The sequence below is a fragment of the Burkholderia latens genome (assembly GCF_902499045.1).
Classification (GTDB): domain Bacteria; phylum Pseudomonadota; class Gammaproteobacteria; order Burkholderiales; family Burkholderiaceae; genus Burkholderia; species Burkholderia latens.
This window is the reverse complement of sequence record NZ_CABVPL010000007.1, coordinates 24,479-40,382: the sequence shown is the minus strand read 5'-3', so window position 1 is coordinate 40,382 and position 15,904 is coordinate 24,479. Positions and strand designations below refer to the sequence as shown.

The following is a 15,904-nucleotide window of genomic DNA, read 5'->3' as shown; positions in this document are numbered from 1 at the left end:
CAACCAGAATGGGTATCACCGTCCGTCATCTTCAGAAGCGCTTCGGCGATTTCACCGCCCTCGACAACGTGTCGCTCGACTTCCCGCCGGGCGAGCTCGTCGCGCTGCTCGGGCCGTCCGGGTGCGGCAAGACCACGCTGCTGCGCGTGATCGCGGGCCTCGAGCACGCGGACGCCGGCCAGGTCGTGCTGCAGGGGCTCGACGTCGCGTCGGTCGGCGCGCGCGAGCGGCAGGTCGGCTTCGTGTTCCAGCATTACGCGCTGTTCCGCCACATGACCGTGTTCGAGAACGTCGCGTTCGGGCTGCGCGTGAAGCCGCGCCGCGAGCGGCCGTCGGAAGCCGTGATCCGCGACAAGGTGCACGAGCTGCTGAAACTGGTGCAGCTCGACTGGCTCGCGCAGCGCTATCCGTCCGAGCTGTCGGGCGGCCAGCGCCAGCGGATCGCGCTGGCCCGCGCGCTCGCGGTCGAGCCGAAGGTGCTGCTGCTCGACGAGCCGTTCGGCGCGCTCGACGCGAAGGTGCGCAAGGAACTGCGCGGCTGGCTGCGCCGCCTGCACGACGACCTGCACATCTCGACGATCTTCGTGACGCACGATCAGGAGGAAGCGCTCGAAGTGGCCGACCGGATCGTCGTGCTGAACCGCGGGCGCGTCGAGCAGGTCGGCAGCCCGCAGGACGTCTACGATCATCCGCAAAGCGCATTCGTCTACGAGTTTCTCGGCGCGGCGAACCGGCTGCCGGGCACGGTCGCCGGCCGCGGCTTCGTCGCCGACGGCGCGGCCGCGCCGATCGCGGTCGACGCCGATTTCGCGGGCCCCGCGAACGCTTACGTGCGGCCGCACGACCTGCAGCTGTGGAAGGACGGCGACGGCCATCGCGACGGCATCGCGGTCGACGTGCGGCGCGTGATTCCGCTCGGCGGCTCGGTGCGGATCGAGCTCGAGGCGCGCACGGGCGGCGCGCTCGAAGCGGAGCTCGACCGCGACGCATGGCGTGCGCTCGAGCTGCAGGTCGGCGACGGCGCGACGGCCGTGCCGCGCGCGGTCCGCGTCTTTCCCGCACACTGACGCCCGAATCCGGCAACGAGAACAGGGCGGACACCGCTCCGAATCGACATCGAATCGACATTCGAACAACGACAGCCTAAGAGGCATACCCATGAATTTTCAGCAATTGCGCTTCGTGCGAGAGGCCGTGCGCCAGAACATGAACCTGACGGAAGTCGCGAACGTGCTGTACACGTCGCAGTCGGGCGTGTCGAAGCAGATCAAGGATCTCGAGGATGAACTGGGCGTCGACATCTTCATCCGGCGCGGCAAGCGGCTCACCGGGCTCACCGAGCCGGGCAAGGCCGTGCATCAGCTGATCGAGCGGATGCTGCTCGACGCGGAGAACCTGCGCCGCGTCGCGCGGCAGTTCGCGGACCAGGACAGCGGCCACCTCGTCGTCGCGACGACGCACACGCAGGCGCGCTACGCGCTGCCGAAGGTGATCCGCCAGTTCACCGACGTGTTCCCGAAGGTGCATCTCGCGCTGCGCCAGGGCAGCCCGCAGCAGATCGCGCAGATGATCCTGAACGGCGAAGCCGATCTCGGCATCTCGACCGAGGCGCTCGATCGCTATCCGGACATCGTCACGTTCCCGTGCTATTCGTGGCACCACACGGTCGTCGTGCCGAAGGACCATCCGCTCGTCGGCCGCGAGAACCTGACGCTCGACGAAATCGCCGAGTATCCGATCATCACGTACGACCAGGACTTCACGGGCCGCTCGCACATCGACCAGGCGTTCGCGCAGGCCGGCGCCGTGCCTGACGTCGTGCTCACCGCGATCGACGCGGACGTAATCAAGACCTACGTCGAACTCGGGATGGGGATCGGCGTCGTCGCGGCGATGGCGTTCGACCCGCAGCGCGACACGGGGCTCGTCGCGCTCGACACGCAGCACCTGTTCGAGGCGAGCACGACGCGCGTCGGGCTGCGCAAGGGCGCGTTCCTGCGCGCGTATGCGTACCGGCTGATCGAGATGTTCGCGCCGCACCTGAACGAAGCGGAGATCGCGGGGCAGTTGCGCGAAGCAGTCTGATCGCACCGATGTACGGCGGGCGCGGCATGCGCCCGCCGGCAGCATCGCATCGCCACGCGGCGGCCCCGGCCGGGGCGCGCTGTACGAACGGGCGACTCGTCCGGCGTAACGCACGGCAACCGACGCGAGCGGCGACGCGCTCCGAATAAACCCTTAAATATTGATTAGACGGGTTGCGCGTTGCATCGAAACGGTCCAGCATAGCCCTCACTCCGCCGGCGCCTCGCCGGCGGTGGCGCGTCGGACAGCACGCGCCAGGCAGTCGGCCGTCTGCCTTGCTTCCATTCCTTGGTACCGACAAGCAGCATCGATGGCCATTGCCCGGGTAGTGTGGCGCAAACGTTTGCTCGCATTAAAACAACAGTCGAACAATAATCCGGCCCGTCGGGCCAGTCGCCAGGAGATATGTATGAATGTCCTGTTTCGCCGTCGTTTCCTGACCGCCGCGCTTGCCGCCGTCGCGGTCGCTGCCGCACCGGCCGCCGTTCACGCGCAGTCTGCGGCCAAGCCGAAGGTCGCGCTCGTGATGAAGTCGCTCGCCAACGAGTTCTTCCTGACGATGGAAAACGGCGCGAAGGAGTACCAGAAGCACAACGCCGGCCAGTTCGACCTGATCACCAACGGCATCAAGGACGAGACCGACACCGCGAACCAGATCCGCATCGTCGAGCAGATGATCGTGTCGAAGGTCGATGCGATCGTGCTCGCACCGGCCGATTCGAAGGCGCTGGTGCCGGTCGTGAAGAAGGCCGTCGACGCGGGCATCATCGTCGTGAACATCGACAACCGGCTCGATCCCGACGTGCTGAAGTCGAAGAACCTGAACGTGCCGTTCGTCGGCCCCGACAACCGCAAGGGCGCGCGCAAGATCGGCGACTATCTCGCGAAACGGCTGAAGGCCGGCGACCAGGTCGGCATCATCGAAGGCGTGTCGACGACGACCAATGCGCAGCAGCGCACGGCCGGCTTCCAGGACGCGATGAAGGCGGGCGGGATGAAGGTCGTGTCGGTGCAGTCGGGCGAATGGGAGATCGACAAGGGCAACGCGGTCGCATCCGCGATGCTCAACGAATACCCGAACCTGCGCGCGCTGCTGTGCGGCAACGACAACATGGCGATCGGCGCCGTGTCGGCCGTGCGCGCGGCGGGCAAGCAGGGCAAGGTGTTCGTGGTCGGCTACGACAACATCAACGCGATCAAGCCGATGCTGAAGGACGGCCGCGTGCTCGCGACCGCCGACCAGTACGCGGCGAAGCAGGCCGTGTTCGGCATCGACACGGCGCTCAAGGCCATCGCCGAGCATCGCAAGCAGGCCGACATGACCGGTGTGGTCGAGACGCCGGTGGACCTCGTGACGAAGTAACGCCGCGCCGTGACGGCCGCCGGCCTCAAGAATCCGGACCGGCGGCCGTTATACGGTGTGAGCGCGATCACGGCCACTGCATGCACCTGCACTTGTGAGCGTCATACCCGCGCGCCGCGCGCGGCCGCAACCAGGATCGCGATGGAACCGACCTTCCAACCCTCCCGTTCTGCCGTTCCCGTACTGTCCGTCTCCGGCATCGGCAAGACCTATGCCGAACCTGTGCTTGCCGACGTCACGCTGACGCTCGCACCCGGCGAAGCGCTCGCGCTCACCGGCGAGAACGGCGCGGGCAAGAGCACGCTGTCGAAGATCATCGGCGGGCTCGTCGATCCGACGGCCGGCACGATGCAGCTCGGCGGCGCCGCGTATGCACCGGCGAGCCGCACGCAGGCCGAGGCGCTCGGCGTGCGCATGGTGATGCAGGAGCTGAACCTGCTGCCGACGCTGACCGTCGCCGAGAACCTGTTTCTGAACCGTCTGCCGCGCCGCTTCGGCATCATCGACCGCGCGCGGCTGCGTGACGACGCGCGCGCCGCGATGGCTCAGGTCGGGCTCGACGCAGTCGATCCCGATACGCCGGTCGGCGCGCTCGGCATCGGCCACCAGCAGATGGTCGAGATCGCGCGCAACCTGATCGGCGACTGCCGTGTGCTGATTCTCGACGAGCCGACCGCGATGCTGACAGCCCGCGAGGTCGAGCTGCTGTTCGAGCAGATCGACCGGCTGAAGGCGCGCGGCGTCGCGATCGTCTATATCTCGCACCGGCTCGAGGAACTTGCGCGTGTGGCCGAGCGCGTCGCGGTGCTGCGCGACGGCCGGCTCGTGCACGTCGGCGACATGGCCGCGACGACGTCGGACGGGCTCGTCACGCTGATGGTCGGGCGCGAGATCGGCGAGCACATCGATCTCGGCGCGCGCCGGATCGGCGCGCCGCGGCTCGTCGTGTCCGGCATGACGCGCGGCACGGCGGTGCGGGACGTGTCGCTCGAAGTGCGCGCCGGCGAGATCTTCGGCATCTCGGGGTTGATCGGCGCGGGGCGCACCGAATTGCTGCGGCTGATCTACGGCGCCGATACGCCGGATGCGGGCGTGATCGCGGTCGGCGATCCGCCGAAGCCGGCGCGCATCGACTCGCCGGTCGACGCGGTGAAGCACGGGATCGCGCTGATCACCGAGGATCGCAAGGGCGAGGGGCTGCTGCTGACGCAGTCGGTCACGTCGAACGTGTCGCTCGGCCAGCTCGACCGGCTCGCGCGCGGCGGGATCGTCGACACGGCGCGCGAGACGGCGCTCGCCGAGCGGCAGATCGACGCGTTGCGGATTCGCACGCACGGCGCCGCGCAGGCCGTCGGAGAACTGTCGGGCGGCAACCAGCAGAAGGTCGTGATCGGCCGCTGGCTCGCACGCGACATGGGCGTGCTGCTGTTCGACGAGCCGACCCGCGGAATCGACGTCGGCGCGAAGTTCGAGATCTACACGCTGATGGGCGCGCTCGCGCGCGAAGGCCGCGCGCTGGTCGTCGTATCGAGCGACCTGCGCGAGCTGATGCTGATTTGCGACCGGATCGGCGTGATGTCGGCCGGCCGCATGACCGCCGTGTTCGAACGCGGCAACTGGACCCAGGATGCGCTGCTGGCCGCAGCGTTCGCCGGCTTCGGCCGCGACGCGCTGCCGGAAGGCGCGCGGCATCCGGATACGGGAGCGGCGCCGCGCGCGGCTTCCGGCACTTCGACGACAGGACCCCAGCAATGACCCAGCCTCCCGTATCCCCGAGCGACGCCGGCGCGCAGCAGGACGTGACCGGCCGCCGTGCGCGCACGCTGTCCGGCACGCGGCTCGGCGTGTCGAACTACCTCGGGCTCGCCGGCGCGCTCGTCGCGATGATCGCGCTGTTTTCGGCGCTGAGCTCGCATTTCCTGACCTACGATACGTTCAGTACGATCGCGAACCAGATCCCCGATCTCGTCGTGATGTCGGTCGGGATGACGTTCGTGCTCATCATTGCCGGCATCGACCTGTCGGTGGGCTCGGTGCTCGCGCTGGCCGCGTCGATGGTCAGCGTGGCCGCGCTGAAATGGCAGTGGGCGCCGCTGCCGGCCGCGCTGATCGGGATCGCGGTCGCGACCGCGACGGGCTCGCTGACGGGCGCGATCACGGTCGGCTGGCGGATCCCGTCGTTCATCGTGTCGCTCGGCGTGCTGGAGGCGGCGCGCGGTGTCGCGTATCAGCTGACGAATTCGCGCACGGCCTACATCGGCGACGCGTTCGATTTCCTGTCGAACCCGATCGCGCTCGGCATCTCGCCGGCGTTCCTGATCGCGGTCGTGGTGATGATCGCCGCGCAGTTCGTGCTGACGCGCACCGTGTTCGGGCGCTATCTGGTCGGGATCGGCACGAACGAGGAAGCGGTCCGGCTTGCCGGGGTTAACCCGAGGCCGTATAAAATCCTCGTATTCGCATTGATGGGCGCGCTCGCGGGGCTCGCATCGCTGTTCCAGATCTCGCGGCTCGAGGCCGCCGACCCGAATGCGGGCGCAGGCCTCGAACTGCAGGTGATCGCAGCTGTCGTGATCGGCGGCACGAGCCTGATGGGAGGGCGCGGCTCGGTGATCAGCACGTTCTTCGGCGTGTTGATCATCTCGGTGCTGGCCGCCGGGCTCGCGCAGATCGGCGCGAACGAGCCGACCAAACGGATCATCACCGGGGCGGTGATCGTGGTGGCGGTCGTGCTCGATACGTATCGCAGCCGGCGCGCGCGCGCCCGGTAGAACTACACAGAAAGCAGACCAGAGAGAAACGGGAAATGGCGACGATCAAGGATGTGGCGGCCATGGCGGGCGTGTCGTTTACGACCGTCTCGCACGTGGTGAACAATTCGCGGCCGGTGTCCGCGGACGTGCGTGCGAAGGTCGAGGGCGCGATCCGCGAGCTGAACTACGTGCCATCGGCGGTGGCGCGCTCGCTGAAGGCGCGCGCGACGGCGACCATCGGCCTCGTCGTGCCGAACAGCACGAATCCGTACTTCGCGGAGCTTGCGCGCGGTATCGAGGACCAGTGCGCGGCGAACGGCTATTGCGTGTTCTTTTGCAACTCGGACGACGATCCCGTGAAGCAGCGCAACTACCTGCGCGTGCTGCAGGAAAAGCGCATCGACGGGCTGATCGTCGCGTCGGCCGGCGAGGATGCCGTGCTCGCGCGGACGCTCGCCGACGCGCACGCGCCGCTCGTCGTCGTCGACCGCAACATCGAGGGGCTCGCGGCTGACCTCGTGCAGATCGACCACGAGCGCGGCGCGTACCTCGCGACGCGTCACCTGCTTGAACTCGGGCACGCGAAGATCGGTTGCATCACCGGGCCGACCGACACGGCCGTCAGTGCGATGCGCGTACACGGCTTCATCCGCGCGATGGCCGAGCGCGGGATCGACATCGTGTCCGGCGCGATCGCGGAGAGCGATTTTTCGTGCCTCGGCGGCTATCACGCGGCGTCGCGGCTGTTCGAGTCGGTGCGCCCGAGCGCGATTTTCGCGGGCAACGACCTGATGGGCGTCGGCGCGTTGCGCGCGGCGGCCGAGCGCGGGCTGCGCGTGCCGGACGACTGCTCGATCATCGGCTTCGACGACATCGAATTCTCCCGCTACACGTATCCGGCGCTGTCGACGGTCGGCCAGTCGGTGCGCGCGCTCGGCGAAATGGCCGCGCAGACGCTGATCGAGCGGATCGGCGGCGGTTCGTCGGCTGCGCCGAGCCGGCGTCGCGTCGTGTCGCCGCGCCTCGTGCTGCGCGAATCGACGGCAATCTACCGCGAGCCGGCCGCGCCGGGCGATCGCGCATGAGCGCGCGCCGCGCAGGCGCCGGCCGCGTGACGGTGGTCGGCAGCCTCAACATGGATCTCGTCGTGCGCGCGCCGCGCCTGCCGTTGCCGGGCGAAACGCTCGCCGGCCATGCGTATGCGCAGGCGGCGGGCGGCAAGGGCGGCAACCAGGCCGTCGCGGCCGCGCGCTTGGGCGCGCAGGTCGCGATGATCGGGTGCGTCGGCGCGGATGCGCACGGCGCCGCGCTGCGGGCCGGCCTCGAAGCGGAGGGGATCGATTGCGCGGGGCTCGCGACGAGCGCGGCCGCATCGACCGGCGTCGCGCTGATCGTCGTCGACGATGCGAGCCAGAACACGATCGTGATCGTCGCGGGCGGCAACGGCGAAGTCACGCCCGATACGGTGGCGCGGCACGAAGCCACGCTGGCCGCGACCGACGTGCTGATCTGCCAACTCGAGACGCCGCCGGATGCGGTATATGCGGCGCTGTCGGCCGGCCGGCGGCTCGGCCGCACCGTGGTGCTCAATCCGGCGCCGGCCGTCGCGCCGCTGCCGGACGGTTGGCTGCCGCTCGTCGATTACCTGATTCCGAACGAAGTCGAGGCGGCCGCGCTGACCGGGCTGCCGGTGCGCGATCCGGCCGATGCGGAAGCAGCCGCACGCGCGCTGCACGCGGCCGGCGCGCGCAACGTGCTGATTACGCTCGGCGCGCGCGGCGTGCTCGCGCTGACGGCCGACGGCGCGGCGCGCCACTATCCGGCGCCCGTCGTGCAGGCACTCGACACGACCGCGGCCGGCGACACCTTCATCGGCGGCTTCGCCGCACGGCTTGCGGCCGGCGACGACGTCGACCCCGCGATCCGCTTCGCGCAACGCGCGGCGGCGCTCTCCGTCACCCGCGCGGGCGCGCAGCCGTCGATTCCCACCCTCGCGGAACTGGCCGAATAGGGCTGGACCGTCCGTCTCGGCCGGCGCCTGCGGCCGGCCGTTTCTTCCCGATTGCCCGATGCCGATGTCTGCGCGGCGTTCCCGCGGCGCAGGCGTGCGTCGTATCGTCCCCATCATTCAAGAATATGTAATGAACTAATGAATTGATTGGAAAATTGGTATCAATACCATCAAGTTGTGCGGCGGACGGTCGTAAATGAGTCAGAGCGAAACACTGTTTCGAAAAACGGGCCTCGCCCGTCCCTGACGACGCAACACAGGAACAATGATGGTGATCCGAAACCTGACCATACGTGCGCGCATCGGTCTGACGATGGCGTTTCTCGCGGTGCTGCTGGCGGTGATCAGCGTCCTCGGCCTTTACGGGATGACGAAGGCGAACGATTCGACGCGCGACATCTTCACGAACGAGATGCCGAGTGCGGTCAACGTGGCGGTAGCGGAGATGTACGCGGCGCGGGAGCGCCTGGCGCTCGATCGCGCGGCGCTGCTGGCCGGTACGCCCGACTCCGCGGCCGCGGTCGAGCGAAGCCGCGCGATGCGCGCGCAGTCCGACGCGTGGTGGCAGAAATACCTCGCGTTGCCGCGGAGCCCCGAAGAAGACCGGCTCGCGCAGGACGTCGCGGCGAAGCGGCAGGCGCTGCAGCGCGGCTGCGACGCGTTCGCGAGCCTCGTCACGGCGGGCGACCACGACCGGGTCGGCGAAGGCGCGAAGCAGCTCCAGGCGCTGTACACCGAACTCTCGACCGCGAGCGAGACGCTGCGCACGTTCCAGTTCAGCGCTGCGCAGACGGGCTTCGATCATGCGGAATCGGTGTATGAAACGCTGCGCGCGGTGTCGATCGCCGCGCTGGCGGCCGGCTTCGTCGCCGCCGCGCTGTCGTGGCTCGCGCTTACCCGCGCGATCGGCCGCCCGATCGCGGAAGCGCTCGCGCATTTCGACGCGATCGCCGCGGGCGACCTGCGCCGCGCGATCGTCGTCCAGCGCCGCGACGAAATGGGGCAGCTCCTCGACGGTCTGGCGAGGATGCAGCGCGGGCTCGTCGATACGGTGCGCACGGTGCGAGGCGGCAGCGAGTCGATCGCGACCGCGGCGCGGCAGATCGCCGCCGGCAACATCGACCTGTCGTCGCGGACGGAGGAACAGGCGTCGGCGCTGCAGGAAACCGCGTCGAGCATGGAGCAACTGACCGGCACCGTGAAGCAGAACGCGGACAACGCGCGGCAGGCAAGCTCGCTGGCCGCGAATGCGTCGGAAATTGCAAACAAGGGCAATACGGTGGTCGGCCAGGTGGTCGGCACGATGGGCGAGATCAACGACAGCTCGGCGAAGATCGCGGACATCATCGCGATCATCGAGGGAATCGCGTTCCAGACCAACATCCTGGCGCTGAACGCGGCCGTCGAAGCCGCGCGTGCCGGCGAGGAAGGGCGCGGTTTCGCGGTCGTCGCGGGCGAGGTGCGCAGCCTTGCGCAGCGCTCGTCGAGCGCGGCCAAGGAGATCAAGGCGCTGATCGACGCGTCGGTGGAGCGCATTCGCACGGGCTCGACGCTGGTCGACGAAGCCGGGCGCACGATGAGCGACGTAATCAGCGCGGTGCAGCGCGTGACCGACATCATGGGCGAGATCGCGGCGGCGTCCGAGGAGCAGAGCGGCGGCATCGAGCAGGTCGCGCGCGCGGTCGCGCAAATGGACGAAGTCACGCAGCAGAACGCCGCGCTCGTCGAGGAAGCGGCGGCTGCCGCGCAATCGCTCGACGAACAGGCGGCGCGCCTGCGCGACACCGCGTCGGTGTTCCGGATCGACGACGATGCCGCGCGGCCGGCGGCGGCCGCGACCGCCGCCGTTGCGGTGCGTCAAAAGCCGCGCGCGACGGCCGCACCGGTGGCCGCGTCCGCACCCGCGGCTGCGCGCGACGATCGGGACGTGCGCGATGGACCGGTCAAGCGCACGGCAATTGCTACGTCTGCTCGCAAACCCTCGGCCGCGTCCGCCGCGCCTGCACAGGCGGCGGTTGCGGCTGCCGCTGGCGGCGACGATTGGGAGACGTTCTGATACGCGCAGGTCGCGCATCTATCCCCATTTGGTAGCGCTCGACGCCCGCGGCATGCGGGCGTCGGCGTTTTCGCGGCCGGCCGAATGTGACAGCCGCGCGAACACGATCGTGCATCGCCGCGCGTTCGTCTGCGCATTCGCGCGAACGGCGACCGTGAAAAATGCGAAAAAAAGTTGTAACGGTGCACGTGCGGCGTCATCGCGCACGACCGCTCGAACGTATAGGGATGCAGAGGGGGAAGAACGGCGGGCGACGACGCCGGAGGTGTCCAACGCACGAGACGATTCGATGCTCGACGAGACGCGGCGGATGCAGTTTCTGCGGCTCGGGACGACAATTGTAAAGCGTCGAAATGCGTTGTCCAACCGGTGTTGTCGAGAATGACGAACTTCATACGAAGAGTTCGTGAAAAAAAATAAGAAAGGGTTTAGGATGAATTCGAACGCGCTTGCTTCTGCGCAGTCGTACGAAGGCAGGCACGTCTTCAGACTCAGGCGAGGGAGGTAGCATGGATATTTACAGCAGCTTCGCGAACCGCTTCGAAAAAACGCGAGAGGAAGAGTTCTCGCTGGAGGAGTATCTCGCGCTCTGCAAGAACGATCCGTCAGCGTACGCCACGGCAGGCGAACGCATGCTGGCTGCAATCGGGGAACCCGAACAAATCGATACCCGCAACGACCCGCGCCTGTCGCGGATCTTCGCGAACAAGGTCATCAAGGTTTATCCCGCGTTCCGTGAGTTCTACGGAATGGAGGAAGTGATCGAGCAGGTGGTCGCGTACTTCCGCCACGCTGCGCAAGGGCTCGAAGAGAAGAAGCAGATCCTCTACCTGCTCGGCCCGGTCGGCGGCGGCAAGTCGTCGATCGCCGAACGCCTGAAGCAGTTGATGGAGCGCGTGCCGTTCTATGCACTGAAGGGTTCGCCCGTCAACGAATCGCCGCTCGGTCTGTTCGACTACGACGAAGACGGCCCGATTCTCGAAGAGCAGTACGGCATTCCGCGCCGTTACCTGAAGAGCATCCTGAGTCCATGGGCGGTCAAGCGCCTGCACGAATACAACGGCGACATCCGCCAGTTCCGCGTGGTGCGCCGCTATCCGTCGATCCTGCGGCAGATCGGCATCGCGAAGACGGAGCCGGGCGACGAGAATAATCAGGACATCTCGTCGCTCGTCGGCAAGGTCGACATCCGCAAGCTCGAGCAGTACGCGCAGGACGATGCCGACGCATACAGCTACTCGGGCGGCCTGTGCCTCGCCAACCAGGGCCTGCTCGAATTCGTCGAAATGTTCAAGGCGCCGATCAAGGTGCTGCACCCGCTGCTGACTGCCACGCAGGAAGGCAACTTCAAGGGCACCGAAGGATTCGGCGCGATTCCGTTCGACGGCGTGATCCTCGCGCACTCGAACGAGTCGGAGTGGAAGGCATTCCGCAACAATCGCAACAACGAGGCACTGCTCGACCGGATCTTCGTCGTGAAGGTGCCGTACTGCCTGCGCGTGTCGGAAGAGATCAAGATCTACGAGAAGCTGATCCGCAATTCATCGCTCGCCGAAGCCGTGTGCGCGCCGGGCACGCTGAAGATGATGTCGCAGTTCTCGGTGCTGTCGCGCCTGCACGAGCCGGAGAATTCGAGCCTGTTCTCGAAGATGCAGGTGTACGACGGCGAGAACCTGAAGGACACCGATCCGAAGGCGAAGTCGTACCAGGAGTATCGCGACTACGCGGGCGTGGACGAAGGGATGACCGGCGTATCGACGCGCTTCGCGTTCAAGATCCTGTCGCGCGTGTTCAACTTCGACACGAGCGAGGTCGCGGCGAACCCCGTGCATCTGATGTACGTGCTCGAGCAGCAGATCGAACGCGAGCAGTTCCCGCCGGAAACCGAACAGAAGTACCTGTCGTTCGTGAAGGACGTGCTCGCGTCGCGCTACGCGGAATTCATCGGCAAGGAGATCCAGACCGCGTATCTCGAGTCGTATTCCGAATATGGGCAGAACATCTTCGATCGCTACGTCACGTATGCGGACTTCTGGATCCAGGACCAGGAATTCCGCGATCACGACACCGGCGAGAGCTTCGACCGCGCCGCGCTGAACGCGGAGCTGGAGAAGATCGAGAAGCCGGCCGGGATCAGCAATCCGAAGGATTTCCGCAACGAGATCGTCAACTTCGTGCTGCGCGCGCGGGCCGCGAATGCCGGCAAGAACCCGGTGTGGACGAGCTACGAGAAGTTGCGGGTCGTGATCGAGAAGAAGATGTTCTCGAATACCGAGGAACTGTTGCCGGTCATTTCGTTCAACGCGAAGGGCTCGGCGGAGGAGCAGCGCAAGCATGAGGACTTTGTGAACCGGATGGTCGCGAAGGGCTATACGCCGAAGCAGGTGAGGCTGCTTTGCGACTGGTACCTGCGCGTGCGCAAGTCGTCATGACGCGCGTGGTACCGCGCCCGTGCGGTTCGTCCGCACGGGCAACTTCAGAGACGCCGCCCGCATGACGGCAGACGGCATGTGCGGCGAGCGTCCCGGCATATCGACTTTCGAGCGGGAGACCGGGAGTGCTTCATCAAATCATCGACCGCAGGCTGGCCGGCAAGAACAAGAGCATCGCCAACCGCGAACGCTTTCTGCGTCGCGTCAAGAACTACATTCGTCGTGCCGTTTCCGACGCGGTGCGCGACCGTAGCATCAAGGACATCCAGAGCACGCAAAGCATCACGATCCCGCGCAAGGACATCGCGGAGCCGAACTTCCGGCACGCGCCGGGCGGGCGTCGCGAATACGTGCATCCCGGCAACGAGGACTACGTGCGCGGCGACAAGATTCCGCGTCCGCAGGGCGGCTCGGGCGGCGGCGGCAGTCAGGCGAGCAACGAGGGCGAAGGGCAGGACGACTTCGTGTTCGAGCTGTCGCGCGACGAATTCATGCAGTACTTCTTCGACGATCTCGAACTGCCGCGCCTCGTGAAGACGCACCTGCTGACGGTGCCGAGCTGGAAGAACGTGCGCGCGGGCTGGTCGGCGGAAGGCACGCCGAACAACATCGACGTCGTGCGCTCGCTCAGAAGCGCGCTCGGCCGGCGCATCGCGCTCGGCTCGCCGCTCGTCAACGAATTGCGCGAACTCGAGGCGCAGCTCGACGCGCTGAAGAACGACACGGAAGACCGTCGCGCGGAAATCGCGACGCTCGAGGCCGAGATCCATCACCTGAAGGGGCGCATCTGGCGGATCCCGTTCATCGACCCGTTCGACCTGCGCTACATCAACCGCGTGAAGCAGCCGCAGCCGTCGAGCCAGGCCGTGATGTTCTGCCTGATGGACGTGTCGGGCTCGATGGACGAGCAGCGCAAGGATCTCGCGAAGCGCTTCTTCATCCTGTTGTACCTGTTCCTGAAGCGCAACTACGAGCGTATCGAGGTCGTGTTCATCCGGCACCATACGCGTGCGGAGGAAGTCGACGAGGACACGTTCTTCCATTCGACCGAAAGCGGCGGCACCGTCGTGTCGAGCGCACTCGAACTGATGCGCAAGGTGATGAACGAGCGCTACTCGCCGACCGAGTGGAACATCTACGGCGCGCAGGCGTCCGATGGCGACAACTGGACTGACGATTCGCCGAAGTGTCGCAAAATCCTGGAAGAGGATATCCTCACCAAGACGCGCTACTTCGCGTACATCCAGGTCGCGCCGGAAGAGCAGAACCTGTGGCTGGAATACGCGCAGCTCGCGCTGTCGCAACCGCATCTGGCGATGAAGAAAGTCGAATCGGCTGCCGATATTTACCCGGTGTTTCGCGAATTGTTCGAAAAGCAGGTGGAAATGTCATGACGACCCGCCATCTGCACAACGAGTCGCGCGGCTACGCGCCGCGCCCTTCCGGCGACGACACGTCCGGCACTGCCGCATCGCAGCAACGCGGCGGAGCCGAACCGGCGCCGCCGGCCGCCGATTTGCCCGCTGCCGGGCAAAAGGAAGCGCGTATGAACGTTGCCGAACGCAAGCCGTTGCCGTGCCCGTCCGACTGGACGTTCGAGTTGCTCGAGGAATACGACACGCACATCTCGCAGGTCGCCGAGCAATACGAACTCGACATCTATCCGATCCAGCTCGAGCTGATCAGCGCCGAGCAGATGATGGATGCGTACGCGTCGGTCGGGATGCCGGTCAACTATCGCCACTGGTCGTTCGGCAAGCACTTCCTCGCGACCGAGAAAAGCTATCGTCGTGGCCAGATGGGTCTCGCGTACGAGATCGTCATCAACTCGAATCCATGCATCGCGTATCTGATGGAAGAGAACACGATGACGATGCAGGCGCTGGTGATCGCGCACGCGGCGTACGGACACAATTCCTTCTTCAAGGGCAACTACCTGTTCAGGCTGTGGACCGACGCGCACGCGATCATCGATTATCTCGTGTACGCGAAGAACTACGTCGCCGAATGCGAGGAGCGTTATGGCCTCGATCGCGTCGAGGAACTGCTCGATTCGTGCCATGCGCTGATGAACTACGGTGTCGACCGCTACAAGCGGCCGCAGAAGCCTTCGCTGTCGAAGGAGGCGGCGCTGCGGCGCGAGCGCGAGGCGTATCTGCAGTCGCAGGTCAACGAGCTGTGGCGCACGCTGCCGGGCCGCAAGCCCGAGCAGATGGAAGAGCAGGAGGAACGCTACCCGCCGGAGCCGCAGGAAAACCTGCTGTATTTCGCGGAAAAGAATGCGCCGCTGCTCGAGCCGTGGGAGCGCGAAGTGATCCGCATCGTGCGCAAGATCGGCCAGTACTTCTATCCGCAGCGGCAGACGCAGGTGATGAACGAAGGCTGGGCGACGTTCTGGCACTACACGCTGCTCAATACGCTGTACAACCAGGGCAAGCTGGAAGACGGCTTCATGATGGAGTTCCTGCATTCGCACAGCAACGTGGTCTACCAGCCGCCCGTGACGAAGCCGTATTACAGCGGGATCAACCCGTATGCGCTCGGCTTCTCGATGATGAGCGACATCCGCCGGATCTGCGAAGCGCCGACGGAAGAGGACTACAAGTGGTTTCCGGAGATCGCGGGCACGCCGTGGCTGCCGGCGATGCACTACGCGATGCGCAATTTCAAGGACGAGAGCTTCATCGCGCAGTATCTGTCGCCGAACCTGATCCGCGAGATGCGGCTGTTCTCGGTGCTCGACGACGACATGCGCGATTCGCTCGAGGTGTCGGCGATCCACGACGAATCCGGCTATCAGTACGTGCGGCAGGCACTGTCGCGGCAGTACGACATCCATCATCGCGAGCCGAACATCCAGGTCTGGGCCGTGAACACGCGCGGCGACCGCAGTCTCACGCTGCGCCACTTCATGACCGACAACCGCCATCTGTCGAACGACAGCGAGGAAGTGCTCAAGCACATGGCGCGGCTCTGGCAGTTCGACGTGTTCCTCGAAAGCGTCGACGAGGCCGGGACCGTGCGCAAGCGCTACGAGTGCCGATACGTGCCGCCGGAGGTGCGGGTGTGATCGCCGGAGAACAGCTTGCATGACACGCCAGCCTCAGCGCTGGCGTTTTCATATGATGAACGCACGGCGGGAGAAGATTTTTCTACATCGGGACGAACCCGGAGCGCCCGTTACTTTACATTTCGCTAAAATCC

The 15,904-nt window shown here is 66.2% G+C and carries 11 protein-coding genes; all 11 read left to right on the top strand.

The features are described 5' to 3' along the window. The first annotated feature begins 8 nt into the window (after positions 1 to 8). The 11 genes from BSE24067_RS07280 to BSE24067_RS07230 all read left to right on the top strand — a co-directional run bounded on the left by BSE24067_RS07280 (position 9) and on the right by BSE24067_RS07230 (position 15,770). On the top strand, positions 9 to 1,067 hold the full coding sequence (locus BSE24067_RS07280) for a sulfate/molybdate ABC transporter ATP-binding protein (RefSeq protein ID WP_151063533.1): 1,059 nt from the start codon (positions 9 to 11) through the stop codon (positions 1,065 to 1,067). A gap of 91 nt (positions 1,068 to 1,158) precedes the next feature. After that, positions 1,159 to 2,085, top strand: a complete 927-nt coding sequence (locus BSE24067_RS07275; RefSeq protein ID WP_151063532.1) for a CysB family HTH-type transcriptional regulator — start codon at positions 1,159 to 1,161, stop codon at positions 2,083 to 2,085. Positions 2,086 to 2,494: 409 nt separating this feature from the next. Further along, positions 2,495 to 3,448 (top strand): sugar ABC transporter substrate-binding protein, encoded by a 954-nt coding sequence (locus BSE24067_RS07270; RefSeq protein ID WP_151063531.1) that lies wholly within the window; start codon positions 2,495 to 2,497, stop codon positions 3,446 to 3,448. A 141-nt stretch (positions 3,449 to 3,589) separates the two neighbouring features. Next, a complete protein-coding gene (locus BSE24067_RS07265) occupies positions 3,590 to 5,203 on the top strand; it encodes a sugar ABC transporter ATP-binding protein (protein ID WP_151063530.1) in 1,614 nt (537 codons plus the stop codon). Then, positions 5,200 to 6,219, top strand: a complete 1,020-nt coding sequence (locus BSE24067_RS07260) for an ABC transporter permease (protein WP_151063529.1) — start codon at positions 5,200 to 5,202, stop codon at positions 6,217 to 6,219. Before BSE24067_RS07265 ends, BSE24067_RS07260 begins: the two co-directional genes overlap by 4 nt. Positions 6,220 to 6,254: 35 nt before the next feature. Next, a complete protein-coding gene (locus tag BSE24067_RS07255) occupies positions 6,255 to 7,286 on the top strand; it encodes a LacI family DNA-binding transcriptional regulator (RefSeq protein WP_151063528.1) in 1,032 nt (343 codons plus the stop codon). Further along, positions 7,283 to 8,212, top strand: a complete 930-nt coding sequence (rbsK, locus tag BSE24067_RS07250; RefSeq protein WP_151063527.1) for a ribokinase — start codon at positions 7,283 to 7,285, stop codon at positions 8,210 to 8,212. The genes BSE24067_RS07255 and rbsK overlap by 4 nt, the downstream gene beginning before the upstream one ends. A 268-nt stretch (positions 8,213 to 8,480) precedes the next feature. Beyond that, a complete protein-coding gene (locus BSE24067_RS07245) occupies positions 8,481 to 10,268 on the top strand; it encodes a methyl-accepting chemotaxis protein (protein ID WP_151063585.1) in 1,788 nt (595 codons plus the stop codon). Between the two features lie 509 nt (positions 10,269 to 10,777). Next, positions 10,778 to 12,700 carry a PrkA family serine protein kinase gene (locus BSE24067_RS07240; protein WP_059449648.1) on the top strand — a complete coding sequence of 641 codons (1,923 nt, stop codon included), beginning with the start codon at positions 10,778 to 10,780 and terminating at the stop codon, positions 12,698 to 12,700. A 125-nt stretch (positions 12,701 to 12,825) separates the two neighbouring features. Then, complete coding sequence (locus BSE24067_RS07235) at positions 12,826 to 14,094, top strand: YeaH/YhbH family protein (RefSeq protein WP_151063526.1); 1,269 nt, start codon at positions 12,826 to 12,828, stop codon at positions 14,092 to 14,094. Then, entirely contained in the window at positions 14,091 to 15,770 is a 1,680-nt protein-coding gene (locus BSE24067_RS07230) for a SpoVR family protein (protein WP_151063525.1), read from the top strand. Before BSE24067_RS07235 ends, BSE24067_RS07230 begins: the two co-directional genes overlap by 4 nt. Positions 15,771 to 15,904: the final 134 nt, after the last annotated feature.